This window comes from Streptomyces sp. NPDC048255 (assembly GCF_040652415.1).
In the GTDB taxonomy this organism is placed as follows: Bacteria; Actinomycetota; Actinomycetes; order Streptomycetales; family Streptomycetaceae; genus Streptomyces.
Map to the genome: position 1 here is coordinate 217,431 of NZ_JBEZMA010000001.1, position 23,877 is coordinate 241,307.

General features: G+C 69.8%; 19 protein-coding genes. 12 read left to right on the top strand and 7 right to left on the bottom strand.

All coding sequences use genetic code 11. The features are described 5' to 3' along the window. Positions 1 to 297 precede the first annotated feature (297 nt). Positions 298 to 1,635: an MATE family efflux transporter gene (locus tag AB0D94_RS01040; RefSeq protein ID WP_362043949.1), complete on the top strand. Its 1,338-nt coding sequence runs from the start codon at positions 298 to 300 to the stop codon at positions 1,633 to 1,635. Positions 1,636 to 1,783: 148 nt separating this feature from the next. On the opposite strand, the gene rplI is transcribed toward AB0D94_RS01040, so the two are convergent. The 4 genes from rplI to rpsF form a co-directional block, all read right to left on the bottom strand. Further along, positions 1,784 to 2,230 (bottom strand): 50S ribosomal protein L9, encoded by a 447-nt coding sequence (rplI, locus tag AB0D94_RS01045; protein WP_030008386.1) that lies wholly within the window; start codon positions 2,228 to 2,230, stop codon positions 1,784 to 1,786. 18 nt (positions 2,231 to 2,248) lie between these two features. Next, positions 2,249 to 2,485 (bottom strand): 30S ribosomal protein S18, encoded by a 237-nt coding sequence (rpsR, locus tag AB0D94_RS01050; RefSeq protein WP_005315025.1) that lies wholly within the window; start codon positions 2,483 to 2,485, stop codon positions 2,249 to 2,251. Between the two features lie 43 nt (positions 2,486 to 2,528). Beyond that, entirely contained in the window at positions 2,529 to 3,122 is a 594-nt protein-coding gene (locus AB0D94_RS01055) for a single-stranded DNA-binding protein (protein WP_362043952.1), read from the bottom strand. A 72-nt stretch (positions 3,123 to 3,194) separates the two neighbouring features. Beyond that, positions 3,195 to 3,485, bottom strand: coding sequence for a 30S ribosomal protein S6 (gene rpsF, locus AB0D94_RS01060; protein ID WP_004950685.1), 291 nt, complete (start codon positions 3,483 to 3,485; stop codon positions 3,195 to 3,197). A gap of 250 nt (positions 3,486 to 3,735) precedes the next feature. Here rpsF and AB0D94_RS01065 point away from each other — a divergent pair, with 250 nt between their 5' ends. From AB0D94_RS01065 to AB0D94_RS01075, 3 genes are all read left to right on the top strand, one after another. Further along, on the top strand, positions 3,736 to 4,050 hold the full coding sequence (locus AB0D94_RS01065; RefSeq protein WP_362043954.1) for a hypothetical protein: 315 nt from the start codon (positions 3,736 to 3,738) through the stop codon (positions 4,048 to 4,050). 132 nt (positions 4,051 to 4,182) lie between these two features. Further along, positions 4,183 to 5,301, top strand: a complete 1,119-nt coding sequence (locus tag AB0D94_RS01070) for a peptidoglycan bridge formation glycyltransferase FemA/FemB family protein (protein ID WP_362043956.1) — start codon at positions 4,183 to 4,185, stop codon at positions 5,299 to 5,301. A 70-nt stretch (positions 5,302 to 5,371) separates the two neighbouring features. Next, complete coding sequence (locus AB0D94_RS01075) at positions 5,372 to 6,403, top strand: alanine racemase (protein WP_031141320.1); 1,032 nt, start codon at positions 5,372 to 5,374, stop codon at positions 6,401 to 6,403. Positions 6,404 to 6,446: 43 nt separating this feature from the next. Here the strand turns inward: AB0D94_RS01075 and AB0D94_RS01080 are convergent, their stop codons facing one another. Both AB0D94_RS01080 and AB0D94_RS01085 read right to left on the bottom strand, forming a co-directional pair. Next, positions 6,447 to 7,907, bottom strand: coding sequence for a glycosyltransferase 87 family protein (locus AB0D94_RS01080; protein WP_362043959.1), 1,461 nt, complete (start codon positions 7,905 to 7,907; stop codon positions 6,447 to 6,449). Positions 7,908 to 7,995: 88 nt separating this feature from the next. After that, entirely contained in the window at positions 7,996 to 10,626 is a 2,631-nt protein-coding gene (locus AB0D94_RS01085; RefSeq protein WP_362043961.1) for a transglycosylase domain-containing protein, read from the bottom strand. 273 nt (positions 10,627 to 10,899) lie between these two features. Between AB0D94_RS01085 and AB0D94_RS01090 the strand changes: the two genes are divergently transcribed. The 3 genes from AB0D94_RS01090 to AB0D94_RS01100 all read left to right on the top strand — a co-directional run bounded on the left by AB0D94_RS01090 (position 10,900) and on the right by AB0D94_RS01100 (position 14,009). After that, positions 10,900 to 11,502: a helix-turn-helix transcriptional regulator gene (locus AB0D94_RS01090; protein WP_362043963.1), complete on the top strand. Its 603-nt coding sequence runs from the start codon at positions 10,900 to 10,902 to the stop codon at positions 11,500 to 11,502. A gap of 49 nt (positions 11,503 to 11,551) precedes the next feature. Beyond that, positions 11,552 to 12,634 carry an inositol-3-phosphate synthase gene (locus AB0D94_RS01095; protein ID WP_362043965.1) on the top strand — a complete coding sequence of 361 codons (1,083 nt, stop codon included), beginning with the start codon at positions 11,552 to 11,554 and terminating at the stop codon, positions 12,632 to 12,634. 106 nt (positions 12,635 to 12,740) lie between these two features. Then, positions 12,741 to 14,009: an MFS transporter gene (locus tag AB0D94_RS01100; protein ID WP_362043967.1), complete on the top strand. Its 1,269-nt coding sequence runs from the start codon at positions 12,741 to 12,743 to the stop codon at positions 14,007 to 14,009. A gap of 68 nt (positions 14,010 to 14,077) precedes the next feature. Here AB0D94_RS01100 and AB0D94_RS01105 read toward each other — a convergent pair whose 3' ends face one another. Further along, positions 14,078 to 15,544, bottom strand: coding sequence for a CCA tRNA nucleotidyltransferase (locus tag AB0D94_RS01105; protein WP_362043969.1), 1,467 nt, complete (start codon positions 15,542 to 15,544; stop codon positions 14,078 to 14,080). Positions 15,545 to 15,729: 185 nt separating this feature from the next. Between AB0D94_RS01105 and AB0D94_RS01110 the strand changes: the two genes are divergently transcribed. From AB0D94_RS01110 to AB0D94_RS01130, 5 genes are all read left to right on the top strand, one after another. Then, positions 15,730 to 17,994 (top strand): DUF6049 family protein, encoded by a 2,265-nt coding sequence (locus AB0D94_RS01110; protein WP_362043972.1) that lies wholly within the window; start codon positions 15,730 to 15,732, stop codon positions 17,992 to 17,994. A 46-nt stretch (positions 17,995 to 18,040) separates the two neighbouring features. Beyond that, a complete protein-coding gene (gene murJ / locus AB0D94_RS01115; protein ID WP_362043974.1) occupies positions 18,041 to 20,215 on the top strand; it encodes a murein biosynthesis integral membrane protein MurJ in 2,175 nt (724 codons plus the stop codon). Positions 20,216 to 20,341: 126 nt separating this feature from the next. Then, positions 20,342 to 22,069 carry a protein kinase family protein gene (locus AB0D94_RS01120; protein WP_362043976.1) on the top strand — a complete coding sequence of 576 codons (1,728 nt, stop codon included), beginning with the start codon at positions 20,342 to 20,344 and terminating at the stop codon, positions 22,067 to 22,069. A 94-nt stretch (positions 22,070 to 22,163) separates the two neighbouring features. Further along, positions 22,164 to 22,856, top strand: coding sequence for an RNA polymerase sigma factor SigM (sigM, locus tag AB0D94_RS01125; protein ID WP_362043978.1), 693 nt, complete (start codon positions 22,164 to 22,166; stop codon positions 22,854 to 22,856). A gap of 17 nt (positions 22,857 to 22,873) precedes the next feature. After that, entirely contained in the window at positions 22,874 to 23,818 is a 945-nt protein-coding gene (locus AB0D94_RS01130; RefSeq protein WP_362043980.1) for a hypothetical protein, read from the top strand. Positions 23,819 to 23,877: the final 59 nt, after the last annotated feature.

Below are 23,877 nucleotides of genomic sequence, written 5' to 3' on the forward strand. Positions count from 1 at the left end.
CCAATCTTGTTATCCACAGGCTGTGTGGATGAGATGTGGATGACGGCGCCAATGCTGTGGGTAACTCGCCTGAAGCTGTGCACGGACCGGGGGACGGCGCTGTGGACAAAATCACCTGCACCACCCCCACACCATGTCTGACCTGCTATTTCTTTCCCGACCGCCGTCGGGGGAGAAAAATCTTGGCCACTGTCTCAAGATCGCCTCCAACGGGTTGGAAAGAACGCCCAAGTCAGCGCGTTGGTAAGGACCTAAGGACTCTTGTGTCCATTACCTGTGGAAGATTAGATTGAGCGCATGACACAGGCCCCCGCAGCACCGAAGGCTGCGCCGAGGCGGCACGACCGCGAGATATTCGCACTCGCCGTTCCCGCCTTCGGCGCCCTCGTCGCCGAACCCCTCTTCGTGATGGCCGACAGCGCCATCGTGGGACACCTCGGCACCCCCCAGCTGGCCGGCCTCGGCATCGCCGCCGCCCTGCTCACCACCGCCGTGAGCGTGTTCGTCTTCCTCGCCTACGCCACCACCGCGGCCGTCTCCCGGCGGGTCGGAGCCGGCGACATGCAGGCAGCGATCCGGCAGGGCATGGACGGCATCTGGCTCGCCCTGCTGCTCGGTGCGGCCGTCATCACCGTGGTTCTGCCCGCGGCACCCTGGCTGGTCTCCCTCTTCGGAGCCTCCGACACCGTCGCTCCCCACGCGATCACCTACCTGAGGATCTCCTCCCTCGGCATCCCGGCCATGCTCATGGTCCTGGCCGCGACCGGTGTGATCAGGGGCCTCCAGGACACCCGTACCCCCCTGTACGTGGCCATCGGCGGCTTCGCGCTCAACGGGGCCCTCAACGTCGCCCTGGTCTACGGGGCAGGCCTCGGGATCGCCGGTTCGGCCTGGGGCACGGTCATCGCCCAGTGCGCCATGGCTGCCGCCTACCTCGTCGTCGTCGTACGGGGCGCCAGGCGCCACAACGCCTCCCTGCGCCCCGATGCCGCAGGAATCCGGGCCTGCGCCCAGGCCGGCGCGCCCCTGCTGGTCCGCACCCTCTCCCTGCGCGCGGTTCTGATGATCGCGACCGCCGTGGCCGCCAGGCTCGGCGACGCCGACATCGCCGCCCACCAGATCCTGCTCTCCTTGTGGTCCCTGCTCGCATTCGCCCTGGACGCGATCGCGATCGCCGGTCAGGCGATCATCGGGCGTTATCTCGGCGCGGGCGACACCGAAGGCGCGAAGGCCGTCTGCCGCCGCATGGTGCAGTGGGGGATCGTCGCGGGCGTCGTACTCGGCCTGCTGGTCGTTCTGGCCCGTCCGGTGTTCATCCCGCTGTTCACCAGCGATCCGGCGGTGGAAGACGCTCTGCTGCCCGCCCTCCTCGTCGTGGCCATCTCCCAGCCGGTCTCCGGCATCGTCTTCGTCCTCGACGGAGTCCTGATGGGCGCGGGCGACGGCCGGTACCTGGCCTGGGCCATGCTGCTGACCCTCGCCGTCTTCACCCCGGCAGCCCTGCTCGTTCCGACTGTGGGCGGCGGCCTGACGACCCTCTGGTGGGCCATGACGCTGATGATGCTGGTCCGCATGGTCACCCTCCAGCTGCGCGCCCGCTCGGGCCGGTGGCTGGTCGCCGGAGCCACTCGCTGACCGTCCGCCGGACGGTGGCGCCGAGATGTTTCACGTGAAACATGCCGAGGGGCCGGTCATGTTTCACGTGAAACATGACCGCAGAGCCGCCCTCCGGAAACGACGAAGGGCCGCACCCCAGCGGGGTGCGGCCCTTCGAAGGCAGCCCTTAGGCGGCGACGACCTCGATGCCCACGTTCGCGGCCACGTCGGCGTGCAGACGCACGGAGACCTGGTACGAACCGAGGGTCTTGATCGGGGAGCCCAGCTCGACGCGGCGCTTGTCGACCTTCGGACCGCCCGAGGACTCGATCGCCGTGGCGATGTCGGCCGGGGTCACGGAACCGAAGAGACGACCGGCGTCACCCGCGCGGGTGGCCAGACGGACCTTCACGCCCTCGAGCTTGGCCTTGACCTCGTTGGCCTGCTCGATGGTCGCGATCTCGTGGATCTTGCGGGCGCGGCGGATCTGCGCCACGTCCTTCTCGCCACCCTTGGTCCAGCGGATCGCGAAACCACGCGGGACCAGGTAGTTGCGAGCGTAACCGTCCTTGACGTCGACGACATCGCCGGCGGCACCGAGGCCAGAAACCTCGTGGGTCAGGATGATCTTCATTAGTCGGTCACCCTTTCCTTATCGCGCGGTGGACGTGTAGGGCAGCAGCGCCATCTCACGGCTGTTCTTCACGGCCGTGGCGACGTCACGCTGGTGCTGCGTGCAGTTGCCGGTAACGCGGCGGGCACGGATCTTGCCGCGGTCGGAAATGAACTTCCGCAGCATGTTCGTGTCCTTGTAGTCCACGTACGCGGTCTTGTCCTTGCAGAACGCGCAGACCTTCTTCTTAGGCTTGCGCACAGGCGGCTTCGCCATTGTGTCTCTCCTGTGTGATCAAGAAGTGGGGTTGCGAGCTGCCCTAGAAGGGCGGCTCGTCCGAGTAGCCACCGCCGGAGCCGCCGGAGCTTCCGCCCCAGCCGCCCCCGCCGCCGCCCTGCTGCTGGCCACCGGCCGGCGCGCTGGACGCCCACGGGTCGTCGGAGGGAGCTCCGCCGCCCTGCGGGGCACCGGCGCTGGGGGCTCCGCCCCAGTTACCGCCGCCGCCACCCTGCTGCTGACCGCCGCCGTATCCACCCTGGCCACCGCGGCCGGTGGTCTTGGTGACCTTGGCCGTGGCGTTCTTCAAGCTGGGGCCGACTTCCTCGACGTCCAGCTCGTAGACCGTGCGCTTGACACCCTCACGGTCCTCGTACGACCGCTGCCTCAGCCGGCCCTGCACGATGACGCGCATGCCCCGCTGAAGGGACTCGGCGACGTTCTCGGCCGCCTGCCGCCACACCGAGCAGGTCAGGAACAGGCTCTCGCCGTCCTTCCACTCGTTGGTCTGGCGGTCGAAGGTGCGGGGAGTGGACGCGACACGGAACTTCGCGACCGCCGCACCCGAGGGGGTGAAGCGCAGCTCGGGGTCGTCGACGAGATTGCCGACGACCGTGATGACGGTCTCGCCTGCCATGGATGAACCTCTCGGCGGGGATTGCTGCTGGGCTGCTGTGCTACTCGATCCCGATTACCGCTGAACCGAAGTTCAGTGGGTCTCGGGGCGAAGGACCTTGGTCCGGAGAACCGACTCGTTCAGGTTCATCTGTCGGTCAAGCTCCTTGACGACCGCAGGCTCGGCCTGAAGGTCGATGACCGAGTAGATGCCCTCGGGCTTCTTCTTGATCTCGTAAGCGAGACGACGACGGCCCCAGGTGTCGACCTTCTCGACCTTTCCGTTGCCCTCACGGACGACGGAGAGGAAGTTCTCGATCAGCGGGGAGACAGCGCGCTCCTCGAGATCGGGGTCGAGGATGACCATCACTTCGTAGTGACGCATGTGGAACCCACCTCCTTTGGACTCAGCGGCCACGGTCGTTCCGTGGCAGGAGGGTCGTGATGCGTGCCGCACGGTGCCTGAGAACAGACACCGCGCAGACCGTACAGACTACCCCGTCGACTCCTTCCGGTTGAAATCCGGCACCGGAGGGCCACAATCTGTATTCATCGGGTGTGCTCGGTGCTATGCCCCCGGCTCCTCCGGAGGCGGCCCCCCGCACCGCTCTGCTTCAGCCAGGAGGTGCCTTCCGATGGCACAGGCCATGCGACCCCAGTCCTCGATCTCGCTCTTCGCGACCGATGGCAAGCCCCACCCGCTGCAGGACACCCTGCTGGCGGTCACCCTGGTCCTCGGCGCCGTGGCGTTCATCACGGCGTTCTTCCACCATCTGCACCTGCTCAGCTCCTGGACCGGGCTGATCGGGATCCTGACCGGCGCGTACGGACAGTTCATCTCCGTCACGACACGCGAGCGCTTCGCGCTGATCATCGGCCTTGGCGCCTCTGCCTTCGGCTTCTTCCTCGGCATGGCGCACGGCGGCCTCTTCGGCGGCTGGCTGGGCTGACCGGGGGACCTCCGCGACGGGGCGCCGGCCGCACGCCGGCCCGGCCTCCGGCCTGTCCCCCAGATGGGTGGCGCCCCTGTCGCAGTAGGCTTCGCGCCATAGCCAGCGAAGCCGCCGGAGGAGACGCCCCGCATGAGCCTGTCCCTGAGGACCATCAGCCGAGAGCAGCATCTGGGATACCTCCAGAGCCTGCCCTCTGCTAGCCACTGCCAGGTCCCGGCGTGGGCCGACGTGAAGAACGAGTGGCGATCGGAGAACCTCGGTTGGTTCGACGGCTCCGGCGAACTCGTCGGAGCCGCCCTCGTGCTGTACCGGCAGCTGCCCAAGGTGAAGCGGTACCTCGCGTACCTTCCCGAGGGCCCGGTCATCAACTGGTACGCCCCGAACCTGGAGGAGTGGCTCCAGCCGATGCTGGCGCACCTCAAGCAGCAGGGCGCCTTCACCGTGAAGATGGGCCCGCCCGTCGTCATCCGCCGCTGGAACTCCGCCGCCATCAAGGCCGGAATCCAGGACCCGGACGTCAAGCGCCTGCGCGACGTGGAGGCCTCGGTCATCGAGCCCCGCGCCTTCGAGGTCTCCGACAAGCTGCGCCGCATGGGCTGGCAGCAGGCCGAGGACGGCGGAGCCGGTTTCGGTGACGTGCAGCCCCGCTACGTCTTCCAGGTACCGCTGGCCAACCGTTCGCTGGACGACGTCCTCAAGGGCTTCAACCAGCTGTGGCGCCGCAACATCAAGAAGGCCGAGAAGGCCGGCGTCGAGGTGGTCCAGGGCGGCTACGAGGACCTGCCGACCTGGCAGCACCTGTACGAGATCACGGCCGAGCGCGACAAGTTCCGCCCGCGCCCGCTCAGCTACTTCCAGCGCCAGTGGACGGCCCTCAACTCCGAGGACCCCAACCGGATGCGGCTCTACATCGCGAAGCACGAGGGGGAGCCGCTGGCCGCCGCCACGATGCTCACCGTCGGCCAGCACGTCTGGTACTCGTACGGCGCATCCGCCAACCACAAGCGCGAAGTGCGGCCGTCGAACGCGATGCAGTGGCGCATGCTGCGCGACTCGTACGCCCTCGGGGCCAGCGTCTACGACCTGCGCGGCATCTCTGACACCCTGGACGAGAACGATCACCTGTTCGGCTTGATCCAGTTCAAGGTCGGCACGGGCGGCGAGGCCGTGGAGTACGTCGGCGAGTGGGACTTCCCGCTGAACAAGGTGCTGCACAAGGCGCTCGACATCTACATGTCGCGCCGCTGACCCCACCCCTCACCCACCCACCCACGCACCGCTGCACCACGCAGCTTTTCAGGAGAGGTTCCGGACGGGCATGGCGCTCACGCTCTACGTCGACACCGCGCGCTGGCGTGCGCACCAGAAGCAGATCCAGGACCAGTTCCCCGGGTTGATCCCGGTCTGCAAGGGCAACGGCTACGGCTTCGGCCACGAGCGGCTGTGCGAGGAGGCGACCCGTATGGGCGCCGACGTCCTCGCCGTGGGGACGACCTACGAGGCCGCCAGCATCAAGGACTGGTTCGGCGGCGACCTGCTCGTCCTCACCCCGTTCCGGCGGGGCGAGGACCCGGTGCCGCTGCCCGACCGGGTCATCCGCTCGGTGGCCTCGCTGGACGGGGTCCGCGGGCTGGTGGGGGCCCGGGTGGTCATCGAGTGCATGAGCTCGATGCGCCGCCACGGCATCTCCGAGCAGGACCTCGGCCAGCTGCACGCGGCGATCGAGGACGTCCGGCTGGAGGGCTTCGCCCTCCACCTGCCGCTGGACCGCCCGGACGGCTCGGACGCCGTCGAGGAGGTCATCGGCTGGATGGACCGGCTGCGCGCGGCCCGGCTGCCGCTGCACACCATGTTCGTCAGCCACCTGCGGGCCGAGGAGCTGGCGCGGCTTCAGCAGCAGTTCCCGCAGACCCGGTTCCGGGCCCGCATCGGAACCCGCCTGTGGCTGGGCGACCACGACGCGACCCAGTACCGCGGCGCGGTCCTCGACGTCACGCGCGTCGCCAAGGGCGACCGGTTCGGCTACCGCCAGCAGAAGGCCGCCTCCGACGGCTGGCTGGTCGTGGTGGCCGGCGGTACCTCGCACGGTGTGGGCCTGGAGGCCCCCAAGGCCCTCCACGGCGTGATGCCGCGGGCCAAGGGTGTCGCCCGCGCGGGCCTGGCCACGGTCAACCGGAACCTGTCGCCGTTCGTCTGGGCGGGCAAGCAGCGCTGGTTCGCCGAGCCGCCGCACATGCAGGTGTCGATCCTGTTCGTGCCCTCGGACGCGACCGAGCCGAAGGTCGGCGACGAGCTGGTGGCGCACCTGCGCCACACCACCACGCAGTTCGACCGGGTGCTCGACGCCTGAACCCGGCGGGGCCGGGCCGCTCCGCCCGGCAGCCGACCCCCGGTCAGTCCTTGCGGGGCATGCCCCAGTCGACCCGCTGTTCCTCCGAGGGCGCCGCGTACCGCGGCGCCCTCGCGGCGTCCGACAGCACGAACACGTCCTCGGCCCCGTCCAGGACGCCGCCCGAGGGATCGTCCGCGCCGTCCCGGCGTACGACGTCACGCTCGGGCATCAGGACGTCCCGGACGATGACCGCGCACAGGTAGAGGGTGCACAGCAGGTGCGCGGCGATCGCCAGCTGGTATCCCTCCACGGGCAGCCCCTGGTGCTTGTCCCCGCTGGTCGTGTAGGCGAGGTAGAACCAGATCCCCAGGAAGTACACGACCTCGCCGGCCTGCCAGATCAGGAAGTCCCGCCAGCGCGGCCGGGCCAGCGCGGCGAGCGGGATGAGCCACAGCACGTACTGCGGCGAGTACACCTTGTTGGCCAGGATGAAGACGGCGACGACCAGGAAGGCCAGCTGCGCGAACCGGGGCCTGCGGGGCGCTGTCAGGGCGAGCAGCCCGATCGCTCCGCAGAGCAGGAGCGTCAGCCCTGTCGCGTAGGTGTTGGCGCCGTCCAGGGGGTTGCCCGAGCGCTGGGAGATCAGCAGCCACACGGAACCGAAGTCGATGGGCCGTTCCTGGCTGAAGGTGTAGAACTTCGTCCAGCCGTCCCAGGCGCCGACCATGACGGGCAGGTTCACCAGGAGCCAGGCGCCGGCCGTGCCGAGGACCGCGGCGCCGAAGGCGCGCCACTTCCCGGCCCGCCAGCAGAGCACGAACAGCGCCCCGAGCAGCAGTACGGGATAGAGCTTGGCCGCGGTGGCCAGGCCGATGAAGACACCGAAGAGCGCCGGACGGCCGCGGGACCACATGAGCATCCCGGCCGCGGTCAGGGCGATGGCCAGCAGGTCCCAGTTGATCGTCGCGGTGAGAGCGAAGGCCGGGGCGAGGGCGAAGAGCAGGGCGTCCCAGGGCCGGCGGCGGTGGGTGCGGGCGACGCACACGGCGATGACCGCGGCGCAGATCATCAACATGCCCGCGTTGACCATCCAGTACATCTGCTCGCGGTGCTGGAGGGATCCGCTGCTCGGGGTCAGCCAGGAGGCGACCTCCATGAAAAGCCCGGTGAGCACCGGGTACTCCAGGTACTCCATGTCGCCGGGGAGCCGGTCGAAGTAGGGCGTCAGGTTGTCGGCGAAGCCGCGTACCGCGTACAGGTGCGGGATGTCGGAGTAGCAGGCGTGGGTGTACTGGGAGCCCGCTCCCCGGAACCACGCCCAGTCGTAGCAGGGCAGTTTCTGCACCATGCCGAGGGCGAACAGGCCGAGGGCGACGAGGACCACGACGCGGACCGGCCCCAGCCAGTGGCCGCCGAGCCGGGCATAGCGGCCGAGGGGGCCGCCGATGAGCTCACTGCCGGCTGCGGCGACCTCGTCCTGCTGGGTGGGCAGTACGGGGCGGTCCTCGTGCACCTTGGTCATGCGCTCATCCTGCCGTACCGGGCCCGGCATAGGGGAAGCCCGTCGCACGGGGTGCGACGGGCTTCCTCGAGCTCGCTGGACGGGCCGGTCAGTCGTCCGGCATGCCGGTGGGCCATCCGGTGCTACCGCCCGGGCGGCCCGGTCTGCCGGAGCTCGACGGCGACGGTGATCCGCTGGCTCCGCCGTCGGCACCGGCGATGACCCCGCCGTTCGTGGTGCCCTCGTTGGTGGTGCCGCCGTTGGTGTTCCCGGACGTGTTGCCGGAGGTGGTCTCCGGGTCGCAGTACAGCTCCCACGGCTTGCAGGACGGCTTTCCGCCCTTGGAGGGGGTGGGGGACACCGTCGGCGGGGAGCTCGACGGCGACGGCGACGGGGAGGCGGACGGTGTCGGGAGAGCCGACGGCGTGGGCGAGGGGGCGCCCACGGAGTCCGCGGTGACGCCGAGGGGCTCCGCCTCCGGGAAGGGCTTGACCGGGGTGCCCTTGAGCGCCTCGCGCATGTACTCGGTCCAGATCACGGCGGGGATGTCACCACCGTGGATGGAGTCGGTACCGCCCACTCCGTTCATGGACATCAGCTTCTTGTCCGCCGAGTTGGGGTCGGTACGGAACAGGGTGACGGAGGTGGACAGCTCCGGGGTGTAGCCGACGAACCACGCCGACTTGTTCTCGTCGGTGGTACCCGTCTTGCCCGCCGCGGGCCGGCCCAGCGCCTTCGCCTTCTTGCCCGTGCCGTTCTGGATGACGTTCTCCAGGACCTTGGTGACGTTGTCGGCGACGGCGTTGTCCATCGCCCGCTGGTCCTTCGGGGGCTCGAAGCCGGACAGCTGCTCGCCGTTCTTCTCGACGCTGATCACCGAGTAGGGCTCGCGGTGCGTGCCGGAGGCCGCGAAGGTGGCGTAGGAGTCGGCCATCCGGATGGCGCTGGGGGTCGAGGTTCCCAGGGCGAACGAGGCGTCGTCGCCGACGCCCATCGACTCCTTGAGGATGCCGGTGGCCTTGGCCACGTCGCGGACCTTGCTGTGGCCGACGTCGAAGACGAGCTGGGCGAACGGCACGTTGATGGACTTCTCCATCGCCTCGTTGAGGGTCACGTAGCCGAAGGGGGTGGCGCTCTCGTTCTTCTGCTTGAACGGCTTGCCCGAGTTGTCCAGCAGGGGCTTGCCCTGGCGGTTCTTGATCACGGTGAGGTCGTCGGCCATGTACTTGCTGTCGACCGACAGCCCCTCGCCGTTCGTGTTCTGGGTGCCGTACTGCATCGCCGCCGCGAGTACGTACGGCTTCCAGGTCGAGCCGACCGGGACACCGCTGGTGTTGGCGTTGTTGCTGAAGTACTTCTTGTCCATGCCGGGCCCGCCGTACAGGGCGACGATCGCACCGGTCTTCACGTCGACGGAGGCGGCACCGAACTGCACGAAGGTGTCGAGGTCGGGCCGCTTCTTCTCGTCGAGGAAGTCGTTGCGGGTCTCCTCGACGGCCTTGACCAGGGCGTCCACCTTCGGCTTCTGGAAGGTGGTCTTGATCCGGTAGCCGCCCAGGGCCATCTGCTCGACGGTGATGCCCTTGGTCTTCATCACGTACTGCTTGGCCGTCTCGACCAGGTAGCCGATCTGGCCGGACATGGCACGGGCCTGCTCGGACTCGACGCGCGCGGGGAACTCCGTGTACTTGGCCCGCTCGGCCTTGTCCATCCGGCCGACCTCGACCTCGCGGTCCAGGACCCAGGCCCAGCGCTTCCTGGCCCGGTCCTCGTTGGCGGCGGGAGTGGCCGCGGCGCCGATGCCGCCGTCCGGGTTGTAGAGGTTGGGGCCCTTGAGCACCGAGGCGAGGAACGCGCTCTCGGACGGGTTGAGGTCCTGGCAGTCCTTGCCGAAGTAGGCACGGGCCGCCGCCTGGATGCCGTACGCGTCCCGGCCGTAGTAAGCGGTGTTGAGGTAGCCCGCGAGGACCTTGTCCTTCTCCTCGGAGACACCCAGATTGATCGAGATGAAGAGCTCCGTGACCTTCCGCTTGAGCGTCTGCTCGGAGCCGAGGTAGGTGTTCTTCACGTACTGCTGCGTGATGGTCGAGCCGCCCTGGGTGGAGCCGCCCTTGGCCATGTTCCACACGGCCCGGGCGATGCCCATCGGGTCGACGCCCTTGTCCGTCTCGAAGGACTCGTTCTCCGCGGCGATCACCGCGTCCCTCATCGACCGGGGGATCTTGTCGATGGGCACGATCTGGCGGTTCATCGAACCGCCGGTCGCGACCATCTGGCTGCCGTCCTCCCAGTAGAAGACGTTGTTCTGCGCCTGTGCCGCCAGGTTCGGGTCGGGCTTGTTGACCATGGCGATGCCGATGCCCGCACCCGCGATGATGACCGCGAAGAAGCCCAGGGCCGTGCCGGAGACGAACTTCCAGGAGGGCACGAAGCGCTTCCAGCCGTCCCTGTCGGACCGCGGGTAGTTGATCATCCGCTTGTCCGGGCGGCGGCCCGGGCCGGAACCCCGGCCGTTCCTGGCCGCGCCGCGTCCCCGGCCCGCGGAGCCCCGCTGTGCGGCCCGCCGGGCGTCGGCGCGGCTGCCCTGGGCTGGCTGGTCTGCGTACGGGCCGCTGGGTGACGCCGTGGGGACGTCACGTCCGGCGCCGGTGCCCCTGCCGGGGCGCTGCTGGGCGGCCCGGCGGGCCGAAGCGCGTCCGCCACCTTGGGGCTGCGGCGGTTTGCGGCGGTGCTCGCTCATCGAACGACTACTCCTCGGGCAGGCGAGTGGCCTGGAAGCGGCAGGTGAGTTCCGGTTCCCCCGGTGTCCTGGCGCACAGACTACGCACGCTCAAAACCCAATCCATGCCGAAGTTCACCCCAAATCAGGCAACTTGCCTCGTACGAATTGGTGATGTGACGCCGGTCACCACCCCACCCCTTGTAGTGGAAGGCAGCCCGTTCTATCGTCTGGATGTATCGAGCCGATACATCAGCTCGGTATAAAGACTCAGGGCGGAGGAGAGGCAGGCGGATGAGCAGGCGCTCAGGCATCCTCGAATTCGCCGTCCTCGGCCTGCTCCGCGAATCCCCCATGCACGGCTATGAGCTGCGCAAGCGGCTCAACACCTCACTGGGGGTGTTCAGGGCCTTCAGCTACGGGACGCTCTATCCCTGCCTCAAGACGCTGGTCGCCAACGGCTGGTTGATCGAGGAACCGGGCAGCGCTCCGGAAGACGCCCTCGCCGCTTCACTCGCAGGGCGCCGCGCAAAGATCGTCTACCGGTTGACGGCGGCGGGTAAGGAGCACTTCGAGGAGTTGCTCTCCCACACCGGCCCCGATACCTGGGAGGACGAGTCCTTCGCCGCCCGCTTCGCCTTCTTCGGCCAGACCGAAAGAGACGTGCGGATGCGGGTACTGGAGGGCCGCCGTAGCCGGCTCGAGGAGCGCCTGGAGAAGATGCGCGCCTCACTCGCCCGTACGCGGGAGCGGCTCGACGACTACACGCTTGAGCTGCAGCGGCACGGCATGGAGTCCGTGGAGCGCGAAGTGCGCTGGCTGAACGAGCTCATCGAGAGCGAGCGGGCGGGACGGGATCGGAGACGACCCGGTCCGCCCGACGAAACTGCAAAATGAGGCCTGCATCTCGCATGCCTCGTCCGAGAACAAACAGGGAGCAACCGGAATGGGTTCGGTTCGCGTAGCCATCGTCGGCGTAGGCAACTGCGCCGCCTCGCTGGTGCAGGGCGTCGAGTACTACAAGGACGCCGACCCGGCGGCCAAGGTCCCCGGTCTGATGCACGTCCAGTTCGGCGACTACCACGTGCGTGACATCGAGTTCGTCGCCGCGTTCGACGTCGACGCGAAGAAGGTCGGCCTCGACCTTTCGGACGCCATCGGCGCCAGCGAGAACAACACCATCAAGATCTGCGACGTCCCGAACACGGGTGTGACCGTTCAGCGCGGCCACACCCTGGACGGTCTGGGCAAGTACTACCGCCTGACGATCGAGGAGTCCGCCGAGGCTCCGGTCGACGTGGTCCAGATCCTCAAGGACCGCCAGGTCGACGTCCTGATCTGCTACCTGCCCGTCGGCTCCGAGGACGCGGCGAAGTTCTACGCCCAGTGCGCCATCGACGCCAAGGTCGCGTTCGTCAACGCCCTCCCGGTCTTCATCGCCGGCACCAAGGAGTGGGCGGACAAGTTCACCGAGGCCGGTGTCCCGATCGTCGGCGACGACATCAAGTCGCAGGTCGGCGCCACCATCACGCACCGCGTGATGGCGAAGCTGTTCGAAGACCGCGGTGTCCGTCTCGAGCGCACCATGCAGCTCAACGTCGGCGGCAACATGGACTTCAAGAACATGCTCGAGCGTGACCGCCTCGAGTCGAAGAAGATCTCCAAGACGCAGGCCGTCACCTCGCAGATCCCCGACCGTGAGCTCGGCGAGAAGAACGTCCACATCGGCCCGTCCGACTACGTCGCGTGGCTCGACGACCGCAAGTGGGCCTACGTCCGCCTCGAAGGCCGTGCCTTCGGCGACGTCCCGCTGAACCTCGAGTACAAGCTCGAGGTGTGGGACTCCCCGAACTCCGCCGGTGTCATCATCGACGCCCTGCGCGCCGCGAAGATCGCCAAGGACCGCGGTATCGGCGGCCCGATCCTGTCGGCGTCCAGCTACTTCATGAAGTCCCCGCCGGTGCAGTACTTCGACGACGAGGCCTACGCGAACGTCGAGAAGTTCATCAAGGGCGAGGTCGAGCGCTAGTCGAGCCCCAAGGGTCCATAAGGACACCTGGACTTCGGCTGTTCTTCCGCGGAGGGTCCCCGGGCAATATGCCCGGGGACCCTCCGCGTATGTGACCCTTGCCCTCATGCCTGTCGTGCGTGATCTGCGCGTACTCCTGCGCCTCCGGGACTTCCGCAACCTGCTCGCCGTACGGCTGCTCTCCCAGGCCGCGGACGGTGTCTACCAGGTCGCGCTCGCCACCTACGTCGTGTTCTCCCCGGAGAAACAGACCTCCCCCGCGGCCATCGCCTCGGCCATGGCGGTACTGCTGCTGCCCTACTCGGTGGTCGGCCCCTTCGCCGGCGTGCTGCTCGACCGCTGGCGCCGCCGCCAGGTCTTCCTCTACGGCAACCTGCTGCGCGCCCTCCTCGCCTGTGTCACCGGCGTGCTGATCGTCGCGCACGTCCCGGACTGGCTGTTCTACGCCTCGGCGCTGTCGGTGACCGCCGTCAACCGCTTCGTCCTCGCCGGACTCTCCGCCTCCCTGCCCCACGTGGTCAGCCCCGGTCAGCTGGTCACCGCGAACGCGCTGTCCCCCACCGCCGGAACACTCGCGGCGGTCGCCGGCGGGGGACTGGCCTTCCTCGTCCGGCTGCTGGCCTCCGACTCCGACGCCGTCGTCGTCGTGCTGGGGGCCGGGTTGTACCTGTGCGCGGCGCTCGTCTCCCTGCGCCTGGCCATCGGCCTCCTCGGGCCGGACCACCCCGCGGGCCGGGCCCACCCCTCGGTCGCCGAGGGGGTCGCGCTCACGCTCCGGGGCATGGCCGAGGGCCTGCGGCATCTGGCGGAGCGGCGCGAGGCCGCCCGGGCGCTCACCGCCATGACGATGATGAGGTTCTGCTACGGGGCCCTGTTCGTCATGCTGCTCATGCTCTGCCGCTATTCCTGGTCGGACAACGAGGCCGACGGGCTGGCCCTGCTGGGCCTCGCTGTCGGCGTCTCGGGGGCCGGATTCTTCACGGCCGCCGTCATCACTCCTTGGCTGGTGGGCCGGCTGGGGACACTCGGCTCCATCACCGCCTGCGCCGCCGGCGCCGCCGTCCTGGTCCCGGCGCTCGGGCTGTTCTTCACCCCCGAGCCGATGCTGGCCGCCGCGTTCGTCCTCGGCCTGGCCACCCAGAGCGCCAAGATCTCCACCGACACCGTCGTGCAGTCCCGCGTGGACGACGAGTTCCGCGGCCGGGTCTTCTCGGTCTACGACGTGCTCTTCAACGTCGCCTTCGTCGGCGCCGCCGCGGTGGCCTCCCTCATGCTGCCCGCCGACGGGCGGTCCGTGACGCTCGTCCTGTGCGTGGCCACTCTCTACGCCGTGACCGCGGCACTGCTGAGCCGGCACGGGCGACGTTTCACGTGAAACATCGCCCGTGCCCGGTGCGTCGGCATCGATGTTTCACGTGAAACATCGATGCTGACGGCCGCGCGTCAGGCCTGAGCGGCCCACCACTCCTTGAGGGCGGCGACCGCCGCATCGTGTTCCATCGGACCGTTCTCCAGCCGCAGCTCCAGCAGGAAGGCGTACGCCTTGCCGATCACCGGGCCGGGGCCGACGTCCAGGACCTGCATGATCTCGTTACCGTCCAGGTCCGGCCGGATCGCGTCCAGCTCCTCCTGCTCCTGAAGCTGCGCGATGCGCTCCTCCAGGCCGTCATAGGTCCTGGAGAGGGCGTTGGCCTTGCGCTTGTTGCGCGTGGTGCAGTCGGAGCGGGTCAGCTTGTGCAGGCGCTCCAGCAGCGGACCGGCGTCACGGACGTAGCGGCGCACGGCGGAGTCGGTCCACTCGCCGTCGCCGTAGCCGTGGAAGCGCAGGTGCAGCTCCACGAGCCGGGACACGTCCTTGACCATGTCGTTGGAGTACTTCAGCGCGGTCATGCGCTTCTTGGTCATCTTCGCGCCCACCACCTCGTGGTGGTGGAAGGAGACCCGGCCGTCGCTCTCGAAGCGGCGGGTACGGGGCTTGCCGATGTCGTGCAGCAGGGCGGCGAGCCGCAGCACCAGGTCCGGGCCGTCCTCCTCCAGCGCGATCGCCTGCTCCAGAACGATCAGCGAGTGGTCGTACACGTCCTTGTGCCGGTGGTGCTCGTCACTCTCCAGCCGCAGGGCGGGCAGCTCGGGCAGCACCCGGTCGGCGAGCCCGGTGTCCACGAGCAGGCCGAGGCCCTTGCGCGGGTTGGGGGAGAGGACCAGCTTGTTCAGCTCCCCCTGCACCCGCTCCGCCGAAACGATCTCGATCCGCTCGGACATCGCCTTCATGGCCGCCACGACCTCGGGGGAGACCTCGAAGTCCAGCTGCGCCGCGAACCGCGCCGCCCGCAGCATGCGCAGCGGATCGTCGGAGAACGAGTCCTCGGGGGTGCCCGGGGTGCGCAGCACGCCCTGGGCCAGGTCCTCCAGGCCGCCGTGCGGATCGATGAACTCCTGCTCCGGCAGGGCCAGCGCCATCGCGTTGACCGTGAAGTCACGGCGGACCAGGTCGTCCTCGATCGAGTCGCCGTAGGAGACCTCGGGCTTGCGCGAGGTGCGGTCGTACGCCTCCGAGCGGTAGGTGGTCACCTCGATCTGGAAGCTCCGGTCGGCGCCCTCGACGCGGGCGCTCTTCTGCGCACCGACGGTGCCGAAGGCGATGCCGACGTCCCACACCGAGTCGGCCCACGGCCGGATGATCTTCAGGACGTCCTCGGGGCGGGCATCGGTGGTGAAGTCGAGGTCGTTGCCGAGACGCTCCAGCAGCGCGTCGCGGACGGACCCGCCGACCAGGGCGAGGCGGAAGCCCGCCTCCTGGAATCGGCGGCCGAGCTCGTCGGCGACAGGCGCGACCCGCAGCAGTTCACTCACTGCGCGGCGCTGCACCTGACTCAGGGCACTGGGGTTGTCTTCCTTGGCGTTCGGCACAACAGAAAAGGGTACGTGCCCGGCCCGGCGCGGGCTCCCCCGTTTCCAGCGACCCCGGCACACCGCGGTCCCGGTCCGGAGCCGATCATGTGGAGCAAGGCGCGGCACTCGCGCCCGGCGGGTCTCGTTACCATGCGTGGACGGACAGACGAAGACCACCGACACTTCGAGGGACGGGCTAGCGCGTGGCCGAGGCGGCAGAGAACCAGGGGGCGGCGCTCGTCCCTGTCCGACGCCGATGGCTGCGGCGGGCGGTCGTCCTGCTCGCCGGGACCCCGGTGCTCGCCGCACTGGTCTACTCGCCGGCACCGAGGGCCCAGGCTGCCGAGGCGGCCTCCGTCGACGTCCAGCTGGACTCGCTGGCCCCCACCGCGCCTGTGAAGGGCGACACACTCACCATCTCCGGCACGGTGGTCAACAACGGCCGGGAGACGATCACCGACGCCCACGTGGGCCTGCGGGTCGGGCCCGCTCTGGGGGACCGGGCATCCATCGACGAGGCGGCGGACCGCAACGGTTTCCGCGCCGGCGCCGATCCGGGCGAGATCGATTCGGCCTACGCCGTGAAGATCTCCTCGCTGCCGTCGAAGGTGAGCCAGGAATTCACCCTCACCGTTCCCGTGAACAAGCTGGAGCTGGACAAGGACGGTGTATACCAGCTCGGCGTCTCCCTGTCCGGGGCGACCGAGAGCCGCCCGTCCGAGCAGGTCCTCGGAATCAAGCGGACCTTCCTGCCCTGGCAGCCGGACGCCGCGGCCAAGAAGTCCCAGCTCACCTACGTGTGGCCGCTGATCTCCCGCACCCGGGTGACGGCGGAGACCGGCTCCGACGAGCTGCAGACCCCGGTCTTCCTCGACGACTCGCTCGCCGAAGAGCTCAAGCCGGAGGGCCGCCTGGGCCAGATGGTCACGCTCGGCAAGGAACTGCCGATCACCTGGGTCATCGACCCCGACCTGCTCTACACCGTCGACGCCATGACGAAGGGATACCGGGTCCGCAGCCCCGACGGGAAGACCGTCCAGGGCAAGAACAAGACCGTCGCCGAGCGGTGGCTGAGCTCCCTCGAGGGCGCGGTCCAGGGCAAGAAGGTCGTCGCGCTGCCCTTCGCCGACCCCGACCTCGCCTCCCTCGCCCACCACGGCAAGGACGTCTCGGGCACCCTGGGCCAGCTGCGGCCGGCCACCGACAAGGCGAAGCAGGCCGTCGAGACGGTCCTGCACGTCCCCGCGTCCACCGACTTCTCCTGGCCTGTGGACGGCGCCATCGATCCGTCGATCGTCAACGTCGCCACCTCGGCCGGCGCCCACCACGTGCTCACCCGCAGCGACAGCCTCACGGAGACCGGGTCGCTCGGCTACACCCCGTCGGCCGCCCGCCCGATCGGCGCGGGCACCACCGCCGTCGTCGCGGACGCAGAACTCTCCACCGCCTTCGACGGCGACATGCTCAACGCCGGGAACTCGGTCCTCGCCGTGCAGCGCTTCCTCGCGCACAGCCTGGCGCTGAACCTGCAGAAGACCAACGAGCAGCGCAGCTTCGTCGTCGCCCCGCAGCGGACGCCGTCCGTCAGCCAGGCCCACACGATGGCCGCCGCCATACGAGCCCTGCAGGCGGGCCGCTGGACCCTGCCCGGCGACCTCGAAGCCGCCGCCGCGGCCAAGCCCGACCCCGGCGCCGCAACCCAGGTCCCGGGCGCCGGGCAGTATCCCGAGGCCCTGCGCAAGCAGGAGCTTCCGGTGTCGGCCTTCGAGAAGATCCGCACCACCCAGAACACCCTCGACCACTTCAAGGTCATCCTCGCCGCTCCCGACCGCGTCGAGATCCCCTTCGGCAACACCACCAACCGGGAGATGTCCACCTCCTGGCGCGGCCGTCCCGATGAATCCCGGCTCTACCGGGACCAGGTGCAGGACTACCTGATCAGCCTGACCGAGAAGGTCAAGGTCATCCCCAAGTCCGACGCCACCCTGTCCGGACACAGCGCCACCATCCCGGTCAGTGTCCAGAACAGCCTCGTCCAGGACGTCCACGACCTCGTGCTCCGGGTGAAGTCCGCCAACCCCACCCGCCTGATGTTCGGCAAGAGCGGCCAGTCCGAGCAGGAGGTCACCGTCCAGGGCGGGCACAGCCAGACGGTCAAGTTCACCGCCAACGCCACCGCGAGCGGCCCCGTCGAGGTCACCGCGCAGCTCTTCACCAAGGACGGCGTCGCCTACGGGAAGGAACGCAAGTTCACCGTCGAGGCCACCGAGATCACCCCCACCGTCATGCTCGTGATCGCCGGTGGTGTGCTGCTCCTCGTCCTGGCAGGCATCAAGATGTACGCAAGCCGCAAGCGCGTCGCAGCTCGCGCGGCCGCCGAGGAGAGCACGCAGCAGAGTGACGAGTCCCCGGACACCGGACCGCAAAGCACCGACGGGTCCGGCACGGGTGAGACAGTGGACCGTTGAGCGATGCCGTGGCCGGTCGGCCTGGGGACGATGAGGTGGGGTTTCGATGAACGCGCCGTACGACGGTGACCGCGCGCAGGGCACTGGCGGGCCCGCGCCCTCCCAGGGCACTGCCCCGGGCGCCCCGGTGCCCGGGCAGGTTCCCGCGCCTGCGCCCGCGCCGGAGCGTGACCCGTATGTCCAGGAAGCCTACGACTACGACCCGTACCGGTCTCAGGACCTGTCCGCCCAGGACCCCGTCGCCGAGGTCCTCTACGACCGCGCCGCGCACCCGCCGCCGCCGCCGGGCACCTACCAGGAGCCCGGCCCGCTCTACGCGGCGCCGCTGGCGCCCTCCTACTCGCCCGACCCCCGGGTCTGGGCCCAGACCCCGCCGCCCGAGCCGGACGGCCCCTCCCGCCACCTCCCGTACGGGGACCGCGCGTCCACCACCGAGTTCGTCGGCGTGGACTCCCTCGTCACCAAGGCGGCGGAGGAGGAGCCCCAGCCGGACGCCTTCGCCCACCTCTACCGCGACCAGCAGGCGGCGCCCCGGACCCCCGCCGAGGAAGTCCCCGTCGCCGCCCCGGCACCGAGCAAGCCCGCCGGACGCGCCTCCAGCCTCCTCAAGTCCAGCGCCCTCATGGCCGCCGGAACGATCGTCTCCCGCATCACCGGCTTCCTGCGGACCCTGGTCATCGCCGGTGCCATCGGCGTCGGCACCTTCAACGACACGTACCAGATCGCCAACACCCTGCCGACGATGATCTACGTGCTGGTCGGCGGCGGCGCCCTCAACGCCGTCTTCATCCCGCAGCTGGTCCGGGCCATGAAGAACGACAGCGACGGCGGAGAGGCGTACGCCAACCGGCTGCTGACCCTCGTCGTGGTCCTGCTGGCCGGGATCACCACGATCTGCGTCCTCGCCGCACCGGTGTTCATCACGATGATGTCGCCGAAGATCGCCTCCGACCCCCAGCAGATGGACGTCGCGGTCGCCTTCGCCCGCTACTGCCTGCCCACCATGTTCTTCATGGGCGTCCACGTGGTCCTCGGTCAGATCCTCAACGCCCGCGGCCGCTTCGGCGCGATGATGTGGACCCCGGTCCTCAACAACATCGTCGTCATCGCCACCTTCGGCGCCTTCATCTGGGCCTTCGGCGGCTTCACCACCTCCGGCGTCAACGCCACCACCGTCACCGCCGACGGCGTGCGCCTGCTGGGCCTGGGCACCTTGCTCGGCCTCACCGTCCAGGCCCTCGCGATGCTGCCGTACCTGCGTGACGCGGGCTTCAAGCCGCGCCTGCGCTTCGACTGGAAGGGCCACGGCCTCGGCAAGGCCGCCGGCCTGGCGAAGTGGACGTTCTTCTTCGTCCTCGCCAACCAGATCGGCCTCGTCGTCGTCACCCAGCTGGCCACCTGGGCCGGGTCGGTCGCCGAGAAGCAGGGCCACTCCGGCACCGGCATCACCGCCTACAACTACGCGCTGCTGCTGTGGCAGATGCCCCAGGCCATCATCACCGTGTCCGTCATGACGGCCGTCCTGCCCCGCATTTCGCGCTCCGCCCACGACGGGGACGCCGCCGCCGTCCGCGACGACATCTCCTACGGGCTGCGCACGTCGGCCGTCGCGATCGTTCCCTGCGCCTTCGCGTTCCTCGCCCTCGGCGTCCCCATGGCGACGCTGCTCTACGCCGGCTCCGGGTCGGGCGCCCAGAACATCGGCTACATCCTGATGGCCTTCGGCCTCGGGCTGATCCCGTACTCCGTCCAGTACGTCGTCCTGCGCGGCTTCTACGCCTACGAGGACACCCGGACGCCCTTCTACAACACGGTCATCGTGGCCGCCGTCAACGCCGCGGTCTCCGCAGCCTCCTTCTTCGTGCTGCCGGCACGCTGGGCCGTCGTCGGCATGGCCGCCGCCTACGGCCTCGGCTACGCCGTCGGCGTCGGCGTGGCCTGGCGCCGCCTCAAGACCCGCCTGGGCGGCGACCTCGACGGCGCCCACGTGATGCGCACCTACGCCCGCCTCACCGGCGCCTGCGTCCCCGCCGCGGCCGTGGGTGGCGCCGCCGCCTACGCGGTCACGCAGTGGCTGGGCAGCGGGGTCCTCGGATCCGCCACCGCACTCGTGGCCGGCGGCATCGCCCTGGCCGCCGTCTTCCTCATCGCCGCCAAGCGGATGCGGATCGAAGAGCTCAACGCGATGGTCGGTATGGTCCGCGGACGTCTGGGGCGCTGATGCGCACGACCGGCAACTGCCCGCACCCCCTTCGTGTGTCGTGCACAGCGCCGGACTGTGGGCACAATTGGCTTGGCTTCGCAGACTGGCCGAAAGCGCGTAACGGATGGGGAGGCAGGAACGACGGTGGCGGAACGTAGCACGGCTGCCGTCGACGTGGCCGACAACAGCGGCGACGAGCCGCTGGCCGCGAAGGCGGCCAAGGCCACGGCCGACGGGGTGGACACCCAGAACGGACAAGCCGCGGACGGACCCATGCCCGAAAAGGACGGCGAACGCACGACGGCGGCCCCCGCGGCCGCACCCGAACTCCACAGCGGCCACAAGCTCGCCAGACGCTACCGGCTCGAAGAGTGCGTCACCCGTGTGGACGGATTCAGCAGCTGGCGTGCGATGGACGAGAAGCTGCGCCGGGCCGTCGGCGTCCACCTGCTCCCCGCCGACCACGCGCGGGCCCGCTCCGTCCTGGCCGCCGCCCGCTCCTCCGCCCTGCTCGGCGACCCCCGGTTCGTCCAGGTCCTCGACGCCGTCGAGGAGAACGACCTCGTCTACGTCGTCCACGAATGGCTGCCCGACGCCACCGAACTCACCGCCCTGCTCGCGGCGGGCCCGCTGGAAGCCCACGAGGCCTACCAGCTCGTCAGCCAGATCTCCCAGGCCATGGCCGCCGCACACCGTGAAGGCCTCGCCCATCTGCGCCTGACGCCCAGCGCGATACTGCGCACCTCCACGGGCCAGTACCGCATCCGCGGCCTCGCCGTGAACGCCGCCCTGCGCGGCATCACCAGCGAGACCCCGCAGCGCGCCGACACCGAGGCCATCGGCGCACTCCTCTACGCCGCCCTCACCCAGCGCTGGCCGTACGAGAGCGATGCCTACGGCCTGACCGGCCTGCCCAAGGGCGTGGGCCTCATCGCTCCCGACCAGGTCCGCGCCGGTGTGCACCGCGGGCTCGGTGAACTCGCCATGCGCGCCCTCGCCAACGACGGAGCCACCGCCTCCCGCCAGGAACCCGCCTGCACCACTCCGGAGGAACTAGCCAAGGCCGTCGCCGCGATGCCCCGCATCCGGCCGCCGGAGCCCGCGTTCACCGCCCCTCCGGAGTACCAGCAGACCACGTACCAGCAGGGCAGCTACGGCCGTCCCGCGGGCCCCGGCGCGAAGACCGTCCAGAACGTCCCGGTCGTCCCGCCGGCCCCGCTGCAGAGCCGTACCGGCAGGGTCCTCAAGTGGGGCGTCGCCGCCCTGCTGATCGCCGCCCTGGGCCTCGGCAGCTGGCAGCTCGCCGACACCCTCCTGGAACGCGTGAACCAGGGCAGCAACAGCGACACCGGCCCCTCCCAGCCCCCTGCCGACGACGCGCCCCAGAAGAAGGAGCCGAGCAAGGCCCTGCCCCTGTCCCAGGCCACGGTCCTCGCCATAGGCGGAGACCAGGTCAAGCCCGAGGACGCGGGCAAGGCCATCGACGGAAGCGCCGACACGGGCTGGATCACCCCCCACTACCTGAGGTACCCGAACTTCGGAAACCTCGATGGCCGCAGGGACGGCAGCGGCATCATCGTCGACCTCGGCAGTGTCCAGGACGTGACCGGAATCGACCTGGACCTCTACGTCGCCGGACAGAAGCTCCAGGTCCTCGCCGCGGCCCCGGACGCCTCCGCCCCGGACTCGCTCGGTGACTTCTCCCAGCAGCTCGTCAAGCTGGACATCGCGAAGAAGAAGCTGCAGGCGACGCTGGACGCCCCGGTCCGCACCCGGTACGTCCTCGTCCACATCACCGAGCTGCCCGCCGCCGACGACGGGAAGTACCGCGGCGGCATCAACGGCATCAAGGTCCTCGGTCAGAACTCCTGACCGTCCGGCCCCGGGGTCCGCTGCGCCACCGGCACGGCGGACCCTCGTGTTTCCCCCGCCCAAGCCGTAATCTCCCTGCGGGAGGCTAGGTGTGATGCACGACGCAGCGACCGGCGACAGCGACGCAGACCTGCTGGCCAGGCATGCCGCCGGAGACCCCGAGGCTTTCGGTGAGCTCGTACGCCGCCACCGCGACCGGCTGTGGGCCGTGGCCCTGCGCACGCTCGGCGACCGCGAGGAGGCCGCCGACGCCGTCCAGGACGCCCTCGTCTCCGCCTACCGGGCCGCCCACACCTTCCGCGGCGAATCCGCCGTCACCACCTGGCTGCACCGGATCACCGTCAACGCCTGCCTCGACCGCGCCCGCAAGGCCGCCTCCCGCAGGACCGCGCCCCTCGATGACACGGACCGCCTGGAGCGCCTCCTGGAGCCCCACGAGTCCGCGGAGGCCCCTGCGGAGCGCCAGGACCTCCACCGGCAGCTCCTGGCCGCCCTGAGCACCCTCCCGCCGGAACAGCGGGCCGCACTCGTCCTCGTCGACATGCAGGGATACCCCGTAGCCGAGGCCGCCCGCATGCTCGACGTCCCCACGGGCACCGTGAAGAGCCGGTGTGCGCGGGGCCGGGCGAAGCTCGTCCCGCTGCTCACTCATCTGCGCTCGAATGCCGGGGATAACACCGGCGCCGAGCGGGGAAGGAACCGGACGCCGGGGACAGCCGTCCCACCAGCGGCAGAACCCAGGCATCCAGACCCAGACGCTGTGAAGGGCGGAGGTGGACGACCGTGACTCCCCCTACTACTGGCGTGCCCGGCACGACCCGGCACCCGGATGTCTCCGAGATCTCCGACCTGGCCGAAGGGCTCCTCTCCCCGTCCCGCACCGCGGAAGTCCGCCGCCACCTGGGCGACTGCATCCTGTGCGCCGACGTCCGCGCCTCCCTGGAGGAGATCCGCTCGCTCCTCGGCACCCTGCCCGGACCGTCCCGGATGCCGGCCGACGTCGCGGGCCGCATCGACGCGGCCCTCGCCGCCGAGGCGCTCCTCGACGCCACCACACCGCGGGTTTCCGAGCAGCAGCGCCGCCTCGCACCGGACCCGCGACCGGGCGCCGCCGACCACGATGTTTCACGTGAAACATCGCCCAGCACGACGCCCCGGCCCGAGGGTCGCCGGCCCTCCGGTCACCCGGTCGGCCCAAGCGGTCCCGGGCGGCGGCGCGCCCGCCGCCGGATCGCCGTGCTGGCAGGACTGGCCGGGGCCGCCGCCTGCGCCCTGGGCGTCTTCCTGTTCGGCGACCTCACCGGCCCGTCCTCCCCTCAGAGCACCGCCCGCAACGACACCGCGGTCACGGACACCCAGCCCCGCACCGATGACGGCTCTTACACCGCACAGGGGCTCCAGAACAGCGTCCGGGAGCTCCTGGCCTCCGGGCAGGGCTCCAAGACCGTCCCTGGCGAGCAGAACAACACCTACGGCACGGAGAACACCCCGCCGGGCACCGAGGTGGCCCCCGGCAACCGCGGTGCGTCCTCCGTCCCGGCGTGTGTGCAGGACGCCACCGGCCGCGCCGAAGCCCCGCTCGCCGCCGAACGCGGCAGCTACCAGGGCACGGCCGTCCAGCTGCTCGTCCTGCCTCACCCCGGGGACCCGGCCCGGGTGGACGCCTACCTCGTGGACTCCAGCTGCGAGAGCGGCGCTTCGGCCACCCCCGGACGGCTGATGCTGAAGGGCACATACCCCCGAAGCTGACACGTCGCGGTCCGCACTCGGACAGGTGGGGAATGCGAGCGGCTTAGGATCCGTTGGGT